At 63.7% G+C, this 14316-nt stretch carries 16 protein-coding genes and 3 tRNA genes; 6 read left to right on the top strand and 13 right to left on the bottom strand.

Translation table 11 applies throughout. From position 1 onward, the window contains the following. Nucleotides 1-249: 249 nt before the first annotated feature. Nucleotides 250-606: a phasin family protein gene (locus QNA11_RS04955; RefSeq protein ID WP_502867515.1), complete on the bottom strand. Its 357-nt coding sequence runs from the start codon at nt 604-606 to the stop codon at nt 250-252. 254 nt (nt 607-860) lie between these two features. Between QNA11_RS04955 and QNA11_RS04960 the strand changes: the two genes are divergently transcribed. Continuing rightward, nucleotides 861-2591 carry a serine hydrolase gene (locus tag QNA11_RS04960; RefSeq protein WP_283482181.1) on the top strand — a complete coding sequence of 577 codons (1731 nt, stop codon included), beginning with the start codon at nt 861-863 and terminating at the stop codon, nt 2589-2591. Between the two features lie 63 nt (nt 2592-2654). On the opposite strand, the gene QNA11_RS04965 is transcribed toward QNA11_RS04960, so the two are convergent. Both QNA11_RS04965 and QNA11_RS04970 read right to left on the bottom strand, forming a co-directional pair. Further along, entirely contained in the window at nt 2655-3362 is a 708-nt protein-coding gene (locus QNA11_RS04965) for a DnaJ domain-containing protein (RefSeq protein WP_283482182.1), read from the bottom strand. 3 nt (nt 3363-3365) lie between these two features. After that, nucleotides 3366-4061: a VWA domain-containing protein gene (locus QNA11_RS04970; RefSeq protein WP_283484161.1), complete on the bottom strand. Its 696-nt coding sequence runs from the start codon at nt 4059-4061 to the stop codon at nt 3366-3368. Nucleotides 4062-4295: 234 nt separating this feature from the next. On the opposite strand from QNA11_RS04970, the gene QNA11_RS04975 reads away from it, so the two are divergent. Further along, entirely contained in the window at nt 4296-4823 is a 528-nt protein-coding gene (locus tag QNA11_RS04975; protein WP_283482183.1) for a DUF2478 domain-containing protein, read from the top strand. On the opposite strand, the gene QNA11_RS04980 is transcribed toward QNA11_RS04975, so the two are convergent. Both QNA11_RS04980 and QNA11_RS04985 read right to left on the bottom strand, forming a co-directional pair. Beyond that, entirely contained in the window at nt 4815-5774 is a 960-nt protein-coding gene (locus tag QNA11_RS04980; protein ID WP_283482184.1) for a DUF817 domain-containing protein, read from the bottom strand. The two genes, QNA11_RS04975 and QNA11_RS04980, sit on opposite strands and share 9 nt — an antisense overlap. Next, complete coding sequence (locus tag QNA11_RS04985; protein WP_283482185.1) at nt 5755-6807, bottom strand: transporter substrate-binding domain-containing protein; 1053 nt, start codon at nt 6805-6807, stop codon at nt 5755-5757. The genes QNA11_RS04980 and QNA11_RS04985 overlap by 20 nt, the downstream gene beginning before the upstream one ends. Nucleotides 6808-6891: 84 nt before the next feature. On the opposite strand from QNA11_RS04985, the gene metC reads away from it, so the two are divergent. Then, nucleotides 6892-8082 carry a cystathionine beta-lyase gene (gene metC / locus QNA11_RS04990; protein WP_283484162.1) on the top strand — a complete coding sequence of 397 codons (1191 nt, stop codon included), beginning with the start codon at nt 6892-6894 and terminating at the stop codon, nt 8080-8082. Between the two features lie 97 nt (nt 8083-8179). Here the strand turns inward: metC and QNA11_RS04995 are convergent, their stop codons facing one another. From QNA11_RS04995 to QNA11_RS05030, 8 genes are all read right to left on the bottom strand, one after another. Next, a complete protein-coding gene (locus QNA11_RS04995) occupies nt 8180-8653 on the bottom strand; it encodes an NUDIX hydrolase (RefSeq protein ID WP_283482186.1) in 474 nt (157 codons plus the stop codon). A gap of 140 nt (nt 8654-8793) precedes the next feature. Beyond that, a complete protein-coding gene (locus QNA11_RS05000) occupies nt 8794-9534 on the bottom strand; it encodes a DUF2865 domain-containing protein (protein WP_281927613.1) in 741 nt (246 codons plus the stop codon). A 34-nt stretch (nt 9535-9568) separates the two neighbouring features. After that, nucleotides 9569-9645 (bottom strand) — tRNA-Arg (locus QNA11_RS05005). Between the two features lie 98 nt (nt 9646-9743). Further along, nucleotides 9744-9820 (bottom strand) — tRNA-Arg (locus QNA11_RS05010). 13 nt (nt 9821-9833) lie between these two features. Then, nucleotides 9834-10145, bottom strand: a complete 312-nt coding sequence (locus tag QNA11_RS05015; protein ID WP_202071722.1) for an ETC complex I subunit — start codon at nt 10143-10145, stop codon at nt 9834-9836. Between the two features lie 212 nt (nt 10146-10357). Next, nucleotides 10358-10434 (bottom strand) — tRNA-Pro (locus QNA11_RS05020). A gap of 79 nt (nt 10435-10513) precedes the next feature. Further along, nucleotides 10514-11002 carry a DUF192 domain-containing protein gene (locus QNA11_RS05025; protein WP_283482187.1) on the bottom strand — a complete coding sequence of 163 codons (489 nt, stop codon included), beginning with the start codon at nt 11000-11002 and terminating at the stop codon, nt 10514-10516. A 59-nt stretch (nt 11003-11061) separates the two neighbouring features. Further along, on the bottom strand, nt 11062-11640 hold the full coding sequence (locus tag QNA11_RS05030; protein ID WP_202071720.1) for a cold-shock protein: 579 nt from the start codon (nt 11638-11640) through the stop codon (nt 11062-11064). Between the two features lie 299 nt (nt 11641-11939). On the opposite strand from QNA11_RS05030, the gene QNA11_RS05035 reads away from it, so the two are divergent. The 3 genes from QNA11_RS05035 (at nt 11940) to QNA11_RS05045 (ending at nt 14279) form a co-directional block, all read left to right on the top strand. Further along, complete coding sequence (locus QNA11_RS05035) at nt 11940-12080, top strand: hypothetical protein (protein WP_281927609.1); 141 nt, start codon at nt 11940-11942, stop codon at nt 12078-12080. Then, nucleotides 12077-13534, top strand: coding sequence for an aspartate aminotransferase family protein (locus QNA11_RS05040; RefSeq protein ID WP_502867516.1), 1458 nt, complete (start codon nt 12077-12079; stop codon nt 13532-13534). The genes QNA11_RS05035 and QNA11_RS05040 overlap by 4 nt, the downstream gene beginning before the upstream one ends. 148 nt (nt 13535-13682) lie before the next feature. Further along, nucleotides 13683-14279, top strand: a complete 597-nt coding sequence (locus QNA11_RS05045; protein WP_283482188.1) for a hypothetical protein — start codon at nt 13683-13685, stop codon at nt 14277-14279. The last annotated feature ends 37 nt before the right edge of the window (nt 14280-14316 follow it).

Raw genomic sequence — 14316 nt, forward strand, 5'->3', positions numbered from 1 at the left:
GCTACGCTCGCTCCTCAGGATGAGGCCTAAGTGTTTGACCAAATTGCAGAAGCTCCTCATGCTGAGGAGCCTGCGAAGCAGGCGTCTCGAAGCACGAGGGGCGTCACCGCCACTTCGCCAACAAACTGGGCGCGCGCCTGAAGGCGCGCGGTCCAGCTTCCCCCCGAACGACCAACGCCCGGCCGGGGAAGCTCCCCGCCGGGCGTCTGATACTCCGCCCCGGACGAAAGGGGGCCGCGAAACGGCGTCTTACTCGGCGGCCGTCGTGAAATTCTTCGTGGCCGTTTCGATCGGCTTGAAGGCTTCCTTGGCGATCGCGGTGTACAACTCGCCGAGCTTGGTCGCCTCGGCGACAAAATCCTCATAGGCGCTCTTGGCGTAGTCCGACTGCAGCGCGAAGGCTTCGTCGATCTTCTTCACCGTGACGAGCTTTTCCGCGAGCAAACGGCTCTTCTCGAAAGACTTTTTGGAATAGTCCGTCGTCTCGGCGGCGATGTTCTGCCAGCCCTTCGTGACGGCCGCCGCGGCGGCGGAGACGGCTTCGAAGTGCTCTTTTCCGAGCTGCTGTACGCTTTCGAAATTGGCCACCATTGGCTTCGTCCTCATAATGTGGCGCGACCAGCCAGCCGCCGCCCCCTGGCGGCGCGACCCACGCGCCCTGCTGACAGCATAGATATATGCGCTGCACAAATACGCGTCAATTAAAATGTTGCATTGCAAAATTGCCATAGAAAATCCTGTTTTCGCTTAACTCCCGAGTAACCGCGTTCTCTTACCCTTGATAACTGTAGCGTTTATGCGACGCCAATCCACGGTTGTCGCCTCGCGCAAGCGCCAGTTCCGTAAGAGGCGTAGGGCAAATGTCGAAAACCAGTCAGCTAGAACGTCTGGCGCAACCCCGTTCCCTGGCAGCTATTTTCGCGGTCGTCATGGCGTTTGTCGCCATCACGGCGATCCCGGCGGAAGCGCGCAGGCATGGCCATCGCCATCACGCCTTCCATAGCCGGCACGTTTTCCATCATGCCTTCGCGCATCACAGAGGCGCCCGTTATGCACGTCATGCGCGCAGTCATCGCTTCTACGCGGCGACCGCGAGCGAAGGCGGCGGCGGCGAGATGGTCGGCGAGCATCATGGCTTCGCCGCCATCGTCGTGGACGGCAACAGCGGGAGAACCATTTACGCCCGCAATGAGCACGAGCTGCGTCACCCGGCCTCCGTCACCAAGGTGATGACGCTTTATCTCCTGTTCGAGCAGCTCGAGAAGGGCCAGCTCCGGCTCGACTCGCCGCTCATGATTTCGGGCCATGCGGCGGCCCAGGCGCCCTCGAAGCTCGGTCTGCAGCCTGGCGAGACGATCAGCGTCGAAAACGCCATCAAGGCGGTCGTCACGAAATCGGCGAACGACATCGCATGCGCCATCGCCGAGAACATCGGCGGCGACGAAGCCAGATTTGCGCAGATAATGACGCGCAAGGCCCGTGCGCTCGGCATGCGCAACACGCATTATGAGAACGCCTCGGGCCTGCCGAACCCGCGCCAGATCACCACGGCCTATGACCTTGCGATCCTCGGCCGCGCGATACAGGACCGTTTCCCGCGCTATTACCGGTATTTCTCGACGCACAGCTTCGCCTACAACGGCGCCCTGCACCGCAATCACAATCATCTCCTCGACCGGGTCGAGGGAATGGACGGCATCAAGACCGGCTATACGCGCGCGTCCGGCTTCAACCTGCTGACCTCGGTCCGTCGGCACAGCCATCATATCGTCGCCGTCGTGATGGGCGGAACAACCGCCGGCGCACGCGATCGCATCATGGCGCAGCTCATCGAGCAATATATCGGCGGCGGCGCTTCCACGCGCACGGCCGCTGCCATAACGGAAGACAACGCCGCCGAAGAAGTTGCGGCCGCCCCGACCGCCATCGCCGCGATCGAGCGTGTGCCTGCCTTCTCAGAGCCGGTCGCCGAGCGTCAGCCGGAACGGAGCTCCTACGCCGCGGAAGAGCCGGCGATCGACTCCGAAACGGCCGTGGGCTCCATCCCGCGACGTGCAACGGCTCCCGTCCTGAAAGAGAAGGTCGAGCGCGCGCCGCAGGCCGACGCCGCCCCGCAAGTGCGCCCGGCCTTTGTCTCTGGCGTGCAGAAGCGCGTCGCCGAGGAGCCCGCCGTCACGGAGAAGAAGGGACGCGGAAAGACGGCCGAGAAGAAGAGCGCCTCCTCCCCCATCGCCGACGGCTCGACCTCCGGCCGGCCGACCAAAGGCATCACCGTCGCCACGACAACGCCCGCCGCCATTCGCTCGACCACCAATGTGGCGAAGGCCGACGCCGCGCGGCCGACGAAGCCCGGCTGGATGATCCAGATCGGCGCCGCCGAGGATCCAGCCAAGGCCAATGAGCTGCTCTCGCGCGCCCGCAGCCAGCTTCAGGGCTTCCCCGCCACCGCCAGATCCTTCACGGAGAAGGTGCAAAAGGGCAACGAGACCCTCTATCGCGCCCGCTTCGCCGGCCTCGAGGAAGATAGCGCCCAATCGGCCTGCAAGGCGCTGAAACGCGCCGGCTTCGCCTGCTTCACCACCAAGAACTAAAAAAGAAGAGACGCCCCCGCCATGTCCGCCACCTGGGACCGCCTCGAGGGCTCCCGTCGCGCCTCAGTGATGGCGCCGCATCAGGACATCCTTAGCTTCATTCACGCGGGCGGCCAGATCCGTCGTCCCGCCAAGATCTGGATGAAGCTTTTTCATCAGATCGCGATGAGCCCGCGCAATATCAGCGGCGGCCGCGCCCTTTTTCAGGCCGAGGATTTCGTAGGCTTCATCCTCCGTAATCGTGCCCGCGCGGCGCGCGCGCGTCTCGCCGCCCCCAGAGTCGCGGTTCGGATCGCTTGCCGCACGCCATCCGGCAAAGCGGCGGTCCAGATACGCTTCAAGTAGCCGCGCCCCGTCGGGATCGTCGCGCAGGCACATATTGTAGAGGTCGAGAAGCGCCGGCCGGGTCAGGGCGTCGAGACGCTTCCCCTCGTTCCTGCCGGCGAGGATCATGCCCCGAATGGCGCCGGTCGCATGGTCGAGCTCCATCTCGATCATCGCCGAGCGCACGCGGGAGACTCCGGCGCCCCCCGCTCCGGCGTTGCGCAATCCGGTGCGCTCCGAGCGCCCCATGATCCACAGGCCGGCCGCGCCGAGCGCGAGGCCGAAATCGATCCGCCCGCGCGCCAGCAGCAGGCCGCCGAGCGCCATCAGCAGAAATCCGCCCCCGCGCCTGATCATGCGCGCCAGAATGGCCGGCGACGCCTTCGTATAGGCCTTGAGCGCGAAGAGCGTGAGCGCGAGCGCGAAAAATCCCATCAAGACCGGCATGGCTTATCGTGACCCCATCTGCGACAGGAGCAGACGCGCAGCCCCCTCGCCTTCGCCCGCGCGTTTTTCCAGTTCCGGCAATCCGCCAACGGCATAAGCAGCGGCGGCGCCAAACAGTTCCGCGAGACGGCGCGGCGCCGAAAGATCGAAGGCGGCGTATGCGCCGCCGGAGAGGCGCGCAATCTCCTGGAAAGCAGTCCGCGTTTTCGCGTCCTGGCCCTCCTGGAACATGAAAGTCTTGAGCCCGAGAAGCCCCATCTGACCAGCGGCAGCCGCCAGATGGTCGATCTTCTCCTCCATCGCGTCGCCGATATAGACGAGCGCGCCCACGCGCTCGGATCGCGTCTCGTCGAGGGCGTGGCTCAACACGCGGCCGATTTGCGTGTGGCCGGCCTGACAGGAAATCCGCGACATCAGCGCGCCGAGCCCCTCGCCCTGCGAGACGAAGCCGGAGGCGCGGCATTCGCGGAAACCCCGGAAATAGACAAGCTGAACGTCGAGCCCGCCCTGCGCGGCGGTCGTGCGGAACATCTCGCCCTGTATGGATTGCGCCAAATCCCATGTCGGCTGGCGGCTCATTGTGGCGTCCAGGGCGAAAATCAGCCGCCCCCGCGCGCGCCGCTCGGCGACCCCGCGCGCCTTTTCGAGAAAGGCGTCGACATCGCCATTACGTGCGGGGCGCGGCGCCGGCGCCTTCATCTGATCGTCGCCCACTTTTGTTCACGTCGCTTGTTCGTAACGATATATAAAATCGTGCCAGCGGCCTACAAAGCAAGTGGCCCGAGCGAGAGTTGGAAGCTACGCCGGATGGCGCGGAACGCAAGCGCGAGAGGGGCAATATGCAAGCGCATCATCGGACCGCGAGCCTTCAGGCTCGCTTGCAAGGGGCGAGCCTGAAGGCTCGCGGTCCAGGACATCTGCGCGGAGGGCGTTATGGAGCGTGAAACGCCTGCTACGCCCATCGCCGCTTTGCCGGCTGAGGACAGCGAGAATGTTCAGGCGCTCATGCGCCGCTTTGCGCTCGAGCTTGCAGAAAGCGGCGTGCGGGTTGCGGGCGTCACGCAGATGCGCGGCGCCGACTCGGCAGGCCGCTCGCGGATTTTCCTGCGCGATATCGCCTCGGAGGCGGAATTTGTGATCTCGCAGGACCTTGGGCCGGGCTCCGTCGCCTGCAACCTCGACACAAGCGGACTCGCCATGGCCTGCGCGTCCGTCGAGCATGCGGCGCGCGCGGGCGCTGGTCTCATCGTCGTCAGCAAATTCTCCAAGCAGGAAGCCGAACGCGGCGGGCTTTGCGACGCCTTCCGGGCCGCCATGGCCGCGCATGTTCCCGTGATCGCGGCAGTGTCGCCGCATTTCCGCGAGGAATGGCGCCGCTTCGCGGGGCCGCTCGCGGAGGATGTTTCGCCGACGCGCGAGGCGCTGCTCGAATGGTGGTCGCGCGCGCGGGTTTCAGCCTGAGGCGCGCGAGCGGAACGTCAGCCTGTCAGCATGGCGCGTCCGTGATTCCTCGATGGGCGCGTCATCCGGCTCTTTGGGCCGGCAGGCGATCGCCACCAGCGCATAGCTGACAATCTGAAGCAAAAACCACGATCCGAGCTTGCCGAGGCCGACCGGCTTCCAGGCCGCAAGTTGATCCGGATAAAGCCAGACATGGCTGTAAGTCGCGATATTTTCCGCGAGCCATATAAAGCAAGCCGCAAGGAAGGCCGCAAGCAGCAGCGGCATCGTCCGCCAGCCATGGTGGATGCGGTAATAGATGGTCGTCGGCCAGAAAATCGCGCCGCTCGCGGCGAACAGAAGGAGGCGCATGTCGGCGACATAGTGATGCGTGAAGAAGTTAAGGTAGATCGCCAGGGCGAGCGCGCCGACCTGCCATAGCGGCGGATGTTTGTGAAAGCGAAAATCGAAGAGCGCCCAGGCGCGCATCATATAGCTGCCGACACAGGCGTACATGAAGCCGGTAAAGAGCGGCACGCCGCCGATGCGAAAGAAGGCGGCTTCCGGATAGACCCATGAGCCATGCGCCGTCTTGAAGATTTCCATCGCCGTGCCGACGAGATGGAAAAGAAAGATTACGCCGGCTTCCTCGAGCGATTCGAAACGCAGAAGGATCAGCGCCGCTTGTACGCCAAGCGCGGCGAGGAACAGGAAATCATAACGCGCAAGGGCCGCATGGGCGGGATAGAAGAAGCGCGTCGCCAATACGAGAGCGACCATCAGGCCGCCGAAGAGGCAGGCCCACGCTTGTTTGATTCCAAAGCGGACGAACTCATAGACAAAACGTCGCGCCGGCTTTTGCGAGGCCCATCGCCCGAGGCGCGCCTCTTCTTCGACAAAGCGCGCGAGCGGCGGCCAAAGCTCCGCCGCGCTTTTTTCCCTCAATCCACGTTCATCTGACTGCCGGGGCATAAAGTAGCCCGCCCTTATTCCACAAAGCGTTCAAGCGACGCTCCATATTGAGCGGCGAGGACTGCCCGAGGTTGCGCTCGAACACATCGGCGTAATTGCCAACATGCTTGATGATTCGATAAGGCCAGTCGCCCGGCAGCGCGAGACCGACGCCGCGGTCGCCTTCGACGCCAAGGAGGTGGCGGATGCGCGGCTCCTCGGACTTCAGAGCGGCGTCGACATTCGCGTTGGAAATCCGCTGCTCCTCCGCGTCGATCATCAGGAAGAGCGTCCATCGCACGATGGAAAGCCATTGGTCGTCGCCCTGCCGCACCACGGGCCCGCGCGGCGCCTTGGTGAGGAGATCGGGCAGGACGTCGTGCTCCACTGGCGCCGCCAGCTTCGTTCGCGCCCCGTAGAGCGTCGCGGCGTCCGCCGTCAGCGCGTCGCACTCGCTCTTGTCATAGCCCGCGGCAGCCTCCTCGAATGTGGCAAAGAGCTTGGGTTGATAGGACGTTTTGCGTTTGTGGAAAAAATCCGCGAGCTCCAATTCATAGGACGTGCCCTGCTGCACGCAGACGGCGACCTCGGCGAGATCCTGCGCCGAGGCGAAACTGCGTTGGCGGCGCACGAGAAAAGACTGGCCGTCATAAAGCGAGACGCCCGCGTAAATCACCCGCTGGCCGCCGTCGCGGGTTTGCGTCCAAGGCGCGGCGCTGGCCAGCAGATCGACCCAGCCGGCTTGCAGCGACGGAACGCGCTCCTTTGCGCCGAGGCCGAGGAAACGGACTTTCGTGGGATCGTCGAAAATGGCGGCGGCGACGGCGCGGCAAAAGTCGACGTCGAAGCCGCGCCACTCGCCGTTCTCGCCCGAGGGCTGCGCAAACCCCGGCGACTCGACGACGCCGCAGGCGAGATAGCCGCGTTTGACGACGCCCGCGAGCGTCGGCCCGGCCTCGGTCTGCGCCCAAGCGCCCTGCCCCGACAGAATGGGCAAAAAGCCGGCAAGCACGATCGCTGTGGCGACGGCGAAAAACAAGCGTCGTGCGATCATGTAAGAGGCTCGGATTTGGACGGTCGCTATATTACGTTCGACCCAGGCAGGCGCAAGCGGGCGCTCGGCAAGCCAGGGACCATGATGAAGAGCGATAAACACGAAAAGCGGCAAAAAAAGCGTATTGCCACGGTTGTGACGCAAGCCGGGAGAGAACCCTTCGAGCATTTCGGCTTCGTCAATCCGCCGATCTATCGCGGCTCCACCGTGCTTTTCCCGAATGTCGCGGAGCTGGGCGCCCCGAGCCAGCCCTACACCTATGGCACGAAGGGCACGCCGACGACGCGCGCTTTGGAAAAGGCCTGGAGCGAGATCGCCGGCGCCGAAGACACGGTTCTGGTCCCCTCGGGGCTCGCCGCGATCGCTCTGGCGCTGCTCACCGCTACCAAAGCGGGCGCGCATCTTCTGGTGACCGATTCCGCCTATGCGCCGACGCGCTTCTTTTGCGACGGCTTCCTGGCGCGATTCGGCGTGACGACGGAATATTATGATCCTGCAATCGGCGCGGACATAGCGGCGCTGATCCGGCCCGAGACGACGGCGATCCTGCTGGAATCACCGGGATCGCAGAGCATGGACATTCAGGACGTGCCGGCGATCGCCGCCGCGGCGCATGAAAAGGGCGTCTGCGTCATCCTCGATAATACTTGGGCGACGCCGCTTTACTTTCCGCCACACGAACGCGGCTGCGATCTCGCGATCGAAGCAGGCACCAAATATCTCTCCGGTCACTCCGACCTGCTGCTCGGCCTCGTCTCGGCCAATGCAAAATGGGCCAAGCGGCTGCGCCACACCTTCAATCTCTTCGCGATCGGCTCCGGGCCCGACGACGCCGCGCTCGCGCTGCGCGGCCTGCGCACCATGGCGCTGCGTCTACGCGAACAGGAGCGCGCCGCGCTCGACATCGCCAATTGGCTGGCGGCGCGGCCGGAGGTTTCGCGGGTGCTGCATCCCGCCTTGCCCGACCATCCCGGCCACGACATCTGGAAAAGGGATTTTTCCGGCTCCTCGGGCGTCTTCTCGATCATATTGAAGCCCGCGTCCGAGGCGGCCGTCGCAGCCTTCGTCGACGGGCTGGAGCTTTTCGGGATCGGCTACTCCTGGGGCGGCTTTGAGAGCCTCGTGCTGCCCTTCGACTGCGCGTCGTACCGCACGGCGACCAAATGGCAAGTCGAAGGGCCAGCGCTGCGCTTTTCGATCGGGCTCGAGGATGTCGCCGATCTCAAGGAGGATCTCGACGCGGGCTTCGTGCGATTGACCGCCCTGAATTCGTAGCCCGTCATTGCGAGCGAAGCGAAGCAATCCAGGGCCGCGGCGGCTGTCCTGGATTGCTTCGTCGCTTCGCTCCTCGCAATGACGTTAGCGTCAGTCATCAAAAAACGATCGACTTTCCGAATGCCAGTATGATCTCCCGCAGCTCCGGTTCGTCCACCTGCTCGGCCGCGAGGGCGTAAGGAAACCAATAGGTCGCGCGCTCAGACTTTTCCGGCCATTTCTTGCGCTGCGATTCGACTCGCAGCGGGAACACCTCGACGAGGCATTCGACGGCGGAGCCTGACTTGAGCCGCTTCGGATAGTGGTATTCGCCGAGCTTGGTCTTCTCGATCTTGCCGTGCAGGCCGGCCTCCTGCTGCGCCTCGATGGCGGCGACGATATGCGGCTTGCGCCCCTTCATCGGCCAGCCCTTGGGGATGATCCATCGCCTGGTGTCGCGCGACGTCGCAAGCAATATTTCGACGCCCTTCTTTGCGTCGACACGCCAAGGCAACGCGCCATATTGCATGCGCGGCGCTCCGGGAGGCTTTTTCTTCGCCTTATCGGCGGATGATTTCTTCGGGGCCTTCATGCGGGGCTTCGTTCTAGTTGGGCAGGCGGCTGGCCAGCCCTGCTGGCCCAGGGCGAAGACTGATCTATACCGTTTTCCTGTTCTCCGGTCTTGGACAAACGCTGTCGTCGGCGAATTGAACACACGCCCGTCTTGCTGATTTACCGCGTCGTGCTGCCGGTCCTGTCGTCCTTCCCGAAGCTGATCTCGCCGGTCGGCCCACTGGTCTCGGCCTGGGCGGGGGCCGCTTTCATGCTGGCGGTTCGCCGCAGCATGGCGCGCAGCCGATCGCGCACGGCCGAGGACATGAAAGAAGCGTTGCGCAGCGGTACGAACTTATCGCTGCGATAGACGAAGGCGCCGGTCTCCTCCACCAATATGTCGCCGCTCTGCAAGGTCGGATCTTCCCGGGCGGTCTTTTCGAAAAACGCTTGCGAGGTGCTCGGATCGTTGCAGACGCAACTGCTGTTCGCCTTGTCCCGGAAAGCGAAGGCGGCAGGCAGGGCCGAATAGCGCTGGCCCTTGGAGTTGCGCGCCGTCTCGATCGAACCGCCGTCATATATCTCCACCTGAGCCGACGGGCAGGCGAGCTCGCAGGATTGCTGGCGCGACGCGCGGGTCGATTTGATCAGCGGGAAAAAATAACCGTCGCAGGTGCGCACGCAAAAACCGCCGGCGTTTGTCGACGCGAAGCCGCTCCCTTCCTTCGGTTGGCCGAAACGCAAGTCGCCCTGCACCTTGGCGCGCCGCCGCGCGGAATCCGGGGCGCGCTGCGGCGCCATCTGCACGGGCTCGGGATCGGAGCCGAAAAGGAAATCCAGCAGCCCCGCCTCGGCCTGGCTGGAGAGCCCGGTGGCGAGAAGCGCCGCGAAGACAGCGAAAATTGGTCGATGGAGCCGCATCTGCGCCGTTCCCGTTCCCTTGTCGCGCCCACATTGGCGACCCCGGCAGGATTCGAACCTGCGACCCACTGCTTCGAAGGCAGTTGCTCTATCCGGCTGAGCTACGGAGCCATCAGTGTAAGCTTGCCGCTCCGCCGGCGGCGAAACGGTTTTCTGAATAGGTCAAGCCGCCCTTGGACAGGCAACCTGCTACATAAATATGTCGAATCTGGCGACCCCGGCAGGATTCGAACCTGCGACCTACTGCTTAGAAGGCAGTTGCTCTATCCGGCTGAGCTACGGGGCCTTGGAATTCGAGGTCAATGCGTCCACAAACCAATACGATTGGTTCTGAAATTATCCGAATAGGTCACGGTGCGGCGCGAGGCCGTCTCGGGCTTGGGCTCTTCTACCCGATAGGGAATTCCCTCGCGCTCGGCGTAAGCGATCGCTTCTTCCTTGGTCTCGAAACGCAGGCGAATTTGCTGCTTCATGTCGGCGGAGCTGGTCCAGCCCATGAGCGGCTCGATCGAGCGCGGCAGCTCGGGGTCGAAAACCAGACGCCAGGGCTTGGCGGAGCCCGGTCCCGACTGCGTCACGCTCGGCGATTGGCGATAGATGCGAGCCGTCATCTCAACCTCTTGCTTCATTTGGAGCGGCGGCGGGCGCCGCCCTCGTCTCAATTGCCGCGTTTCAGGCGCAAGCCGTCGCTTCCTTCGTAATCGGCCGAAGACAATTTGCAACCCGAACTTTTCAGTTATGCGACCTTTTGGCCAGGACCGCGAGCCTTCCGGCTCGCGCTTTGATCCTGCGAGCCGGAAGGCTCGCGGTCCAGGCTGAATGCTGGTCGGGGCAGCAGGATTCGAACCTGCGACCTGAAGTACCCAAAACTTCCGCGCTACCAGGCTGCGCTATACCCCGACGAACCGACGAAAAGCCTTCCCTTCGCTATCACGCGGCGCCCTCCCCCACAAGGCGGGGGTCGCGCGTCGAAAGCCCGTTAGCGTTTGAAGGCCCGATGCCGAATCTGGTCGCCGGCTTTCAGGCCGATCTTGTCGGCGACGCCGGCGTTGAGCTCGATCACGGCATAAGCGGGGCCGTCCGATGAGATGACCTCTTCCGACATGGGAACGGTATTCGCCGCGACCCGCGTCACCACCCCCTGCCGCGACAGGAAGATCATGTCCAGCGGAATATAAGTGTTCTTCATCCACATCATGACCGGCCCTTCGACATGGAAGTCGAAAAGCATGCCCTGATTCTGGGGCATGGATTTGCGATACATCAGGCCCTTGGAGCGCTCGCTCGGCTTGTCGGCGAGTTCGACCTGAAATTCATGCGCGCCGCTCTCGGTGATAATTTCCAGCCGCTCCAGCGCGGCCTCCGCTCTTGCGCCCACCATCGCCAGGCAGAGGATGATTACGGGAAAGAACGCTCGGAAGATGGGCAGGACAGCAAAACATCTCACCACGGCAGATCCACGCGCCATATGCGCACTCCGATCGACAGGGCGCTCGGCTGAGGGGTTATCGGCCGATGCGCCGCTTTTCAGTGGGAGGGATTCTTGGCTTCGAGCGGGCGCACCTCGGCGGCCATCAGCCCCTTCGGGCCGTCGCCGTAACGCACCAGCACGCTGTCGCCGGGCTTGAGTTCGGTCATGCCGAAGCGTCGCACCGTCTCCATATGGAGGAAAATGTCCTCCGTGCCTTCGCCGCGGGTGAGGAAGCCGAATCCCTTCACGCGGTTGAACCACTTCACGATGGCGATTTCATAACCGCTCGTGGCCTTGATCTGGACATGTGTGCGGGCGGCGGGGGACTGAGCCGGATGCACGGCCGTGGTTTCGTCCATCGCAATCACGCGGAAGACCTGTAGGCCCTTCGTGCGTCTTTGCGCCTCGCAGACCACGCGCGCGCCCTCGAAAGCGGTCTGATGGCCGCTGCGGCGCAGAATGGTCACGTGTAAAAGAATATCGGGCGAACCGTCGTCCGGCACAACGAAGCCATAGCCCTTGGCGACGTCGAACCATTTGATGCGCCCGGCAACTTCGATAAGATCGAGAGCCTCTTCGCCCTCGGCGGCGGGCGCAGCGCCCAACTCGTCTGCAAAAGTCACCTTCGCTCCCAAGCGACCAACTCCCCGTGCTGATCCAGAGCATTCGACCGGCGCAGTCTGCGAGCTATAAAAATCTCGAATCGCTGCGTGCCAAATGAATCACTGAGGTAAAGATAGCATTGACGACGTGGCGTCCAACCAAAGAATTTGACCGAGAGCGCAAAACCTTGTGGATACACGCGAAGAGGGCAATTGTTTGATCTTTGCCAGCGCTCAATGCCGGGCGCGCGCAATTCGATTTGATTTGATTTTCTTCTTTGCTGTAGATGTCCTAGCCGGCCGCTGCAGCGCAGCAGCTTCGAGGCGTCGCCATGCGCCCCCGCCGCGCCCGCGCCGGCGGCCGCGTTTACGAGGATTTGACAAATCCGCCGTCGCGCGCAATCGAAAGCTGCGCGGACTTGTCGAACAAGGCGATCCCCGCCCCCTTCACCCATCTTGGAGCCGCCGCATGACCGATCTTTCGACTGCGCATTCGGGCGTTTCTGCTGCGCAAGGCGCACACGCGCGCGACGCCTCCCCTTATGATCTCGCGGCGATGGTCGCCGCGCGCGAAGACGAACGCTTCTCGCTGCACTCCAAGTATCTCAATGAAATGTGGGTGCGGGTGCTCAAGACGATCGGCTACGACGTCGGCTTCACGCGCGGCCTCGGTCCCTATCTGTGGGACCGCAAAGGCGACCGCTATATCGATCTTCTGAGCGGCTGGGGCGTGTTTGCAATCGGCCGCAACCATCCGGCCGTGCGCGACGCCCTCGTCAGCGTCATCGACGGCGAGTTCGCCAATCTCGTCCAGCTCGACGTGTCGACGCTCGCCGGCATACTCGCCGAGAAACTCATCGAGCGCGCGCCTTATCTCGAGAAAGTCTTCTTCGCCAACTCGGGCGCGGAGTCGATCGAAGCCGCCATCAAATTCGCGCGCGCCGCCACGGGGCGTCCTGGAATTCTCCACTGTGCGCATTCCTTCCACGGTCTGACCTACGGCTCGTTGTCGATGAATGGCGACGAGATATTCAAGAAGGGCTTCGGACCGCTGTTGCCGAATGCGCGGGAAATCCCCTTCGACGATCTCGCCGCGCTGGAGCAGGCGCTGGCCGGACGCGATGTCGCGGCGTTCTTCGTCGAGCCGATCCAGGGCAAGGGCGTCAACATTCCCGCCGACGATTACCTCATCGGCGCGCAGGCGCTTTGCCGTAAATATGGAACGCTGTTCGTCGCCGATGAAATACAGACCGGCATCGGCCGCACCGGCAAATTCTTTGCGATCGACCATTATGCGGGGGTGGAGCCCGACATGGTCGTCGTCGCCAAGGCGCTTTCGGGCGGCCATGTGCCGGTCGGCGCCGTGCTCACGCGCAAATGGGTCTTCGACAAGGTTTTCGATCGCATGGACCGCGCCGTCGTGCATGGCTCGACGTTCAGCAAGAACGACCTCGCCATGGCGGCGGGCGTCGCGACGCTCGATGTGATCAAGAACGAGCGCATTGTCGAAAACGCCGCGGCGAAAGGCGAGCGCCTGCTCGCATCGTTCCGCAAGATGGCGGAAGGCTATGAGCTCGTCTGCGACGCGCGCGGCAAAGGACTGATGATCGGCGTCGAATTCGGCCCACCGAAATCCCTCAAGCTGAAAGCGGCGTGGAACCTGCTCGAGACCGTCAACTCCGGCCTCTTCTGCCAGCTCATCTCCATCCCGCTGTTCCGCGACCACAAGGTGCTGACGCAGGTCGCCGGCCACGGCAACCACACGATCAAATTGCTGCCGCCGCTGACGCTGACCGACGCCGATTGCGACTGGATCGAAAGCGCCTTCGACGCGGTGATTGCGGACGCCCATGACGCGCCTTCCGCCGTCTGGTCGCTCGGCAAGACGCTTGCCGGCCACGCGATCAAGGCGGGCATCGGCCGCTGATCCTCGCCGGCCGCGCAGGGAGCTTACCTTCGCGGCCGGAACGCTATTTGCCCTGAGTGGAAGGCGCGCCGCCGAGGCGCGCCAATTTCGGACAGTTGCGGCGCAAAAGCCCGCAACCGCTCCGATCCGACACGAAAGGGCGCCTGTCATGCGTTTCATTTCAGGATTTCGGGCCGCCGCCCTTGCGGGAGCGCTCATGCTGCTCCCCGGCGCGCCGCTTGCCCAGGCTGGCGGCTTCGGCGGCGGGGGCTCTGGCGCCGGACATGGCGGTTTCGGCGCCGGCGGTTTCGGCGGCCATCGTGGCGGCCCCGGTCCTCTGCCGGGCTATGGCGCGAACGCCTATGCGCCCGGCCAGGGCAATACGGGCGCGGCCGGCTGGAACGGCGGCAATTGGCGCGGCTTCACCAAAGGGCCCTTCGGCTATTTCGGCGGCGGCTACGGCGGCGGTTATGGCGGCGATGGCGTCGCGATCGTTCCCGGCCCCTCGGCCAACGTCTTCAATTACACCTACAACGACTACCGCCGGCGCGATGGCGGCTTTTACGGCGGCGGCGGCGTCTTCTATGGCGACGACGGCTATAGCCGCCTCTATTCGATCCGCCCGCCGGGGGACTACAGCGAGCCGACCTACGGTCCGACGGGCTATGCGCCCTATTCGGTTTACCGTCCTTCTCAGCACATCTTTTACCTGCCGGACAACAATCCGCGCGGCGCCCGAAAAGCTGCTCGCCATGCAGCGGAGTAATGAGTTTCAATGACGCGAATGGCGCGTCGTATCAGGG

Source organism: Methylocystis sp. JR02, from assembly GCF_030063565.1.
GTDB lineage: Bacteria > Pseudomonadota > Alphaproteobacteria > Rhizobiales > Beijerinckiaceae > Methylocystis > Methylocystis iwaonis.

Bases quoted from the DNA above. Each gene is read 5' to 3' on its own strand.
- QNA11_RS04955 (WP_502867515.1), bottom strand. From the start codon at position 606: ATGAGGACGAAGCCAATGGTGGCCAATTTCGAAAGCGTACAGCAGCTC.
- QNA11_RS04960 (WP_283482181.1), top strand. From the start codon at position 861: ATGTCGAAAACCAGTCAGCTAGAACGTCTGGCGCAACCCCGTTCCCTG.
- QNA11_RS04965 (WP_283482182.1), bottom strand. From the start codon at position 3,362: ATGCCGGTCTTGATGGGATTTTTCGCGCTCGCGCTCACGCTCTTCGCG.
- QNA11_RS04970 (WP_283484161.1), bottom strand. From the start codon at position 4,061: ATGAAGGCGCCGGCGCCGCGCCCCGCACGTAATGGCGATGTCGACGCC.
- QNA11_RS04975 (WP_283482183.1), top strand. From the start codon at position 4,296: ATGGAGCGTGAAACGCCTGCTACGCCCATCGCCGCTTTGCCGGCTGAG.
- QNA11_RS04980 (WP_283482184.1), bottom strand. From the start codon at position 5,774: ATGCCCCGGCAGTCAGATGAACGTGGATTGAGGGAAAAAAGCGCGGCG.
- QNA11_RS04985 (WP_283482185.1), bottom strand. From the start codon at position 6,807: ATGATCGCACGACGCTTGTTTTTCGCCGTCGCCACAGCGATCGTGCTT.
- metC (WP_283484162.1), top strand. From the start codon at position 6,892: ATGAAGAGCGATAAACACGAAAAGCGGCAAAAAAAGCGTATTGCCACG.
- QNA11_RS04995 (WP_283482186.1), bottom strand. From the start codon at position 8,653: ATGAAGGCCCCGAAGAAATCATCCGCCGATAAGGCGAAGAAAAAGCCT.
- QNA11_RS05000 (WP_281927613.1), bottom strand. From the start codon at position 9,534: ATGCGGCTCCATCGACCAATTTTCGCTGTCTTCGCGGCGCTTCTCGCC.
- QNA11_RS05015 (WP_202071722.1), bottom strand. From the start codon at position 10,145: ATGACGGCTCGCATCTATCGCCAATCGCCGAGCGTGACGCAGTCGGGA.
- QNA11_RS05025 (WP_283482187.1), bottom strand. From the start codon at position 11,002: ATGGCGCGTGGATCTGCCGTGGTGAGATGTTTTGCTGTCCTGCCCATC.
- QNA11_RS05035 (WP_281927609.1), top strand. From the start codon at position 11,940: ATGCGCCCCCGCCGCGCCCGCGCCGGCGGCCGCGTTTACGAGGATTTG.
- QNA11_RS05040 (WP_502867516.1), top strand. From the start codon at position 12,077: ATGACCGATCTTTCGACTGCGCATTCGGGCGTTTCTGCTGCGCAAGGC.
- QNA11_RS05045 (WP_283482188.1), top strand. From the start codon at position 13,683: ATGCGTTTCATTTCAGGATTTCGGGCCGCCGCCCTTGCGGGAGCGCTC.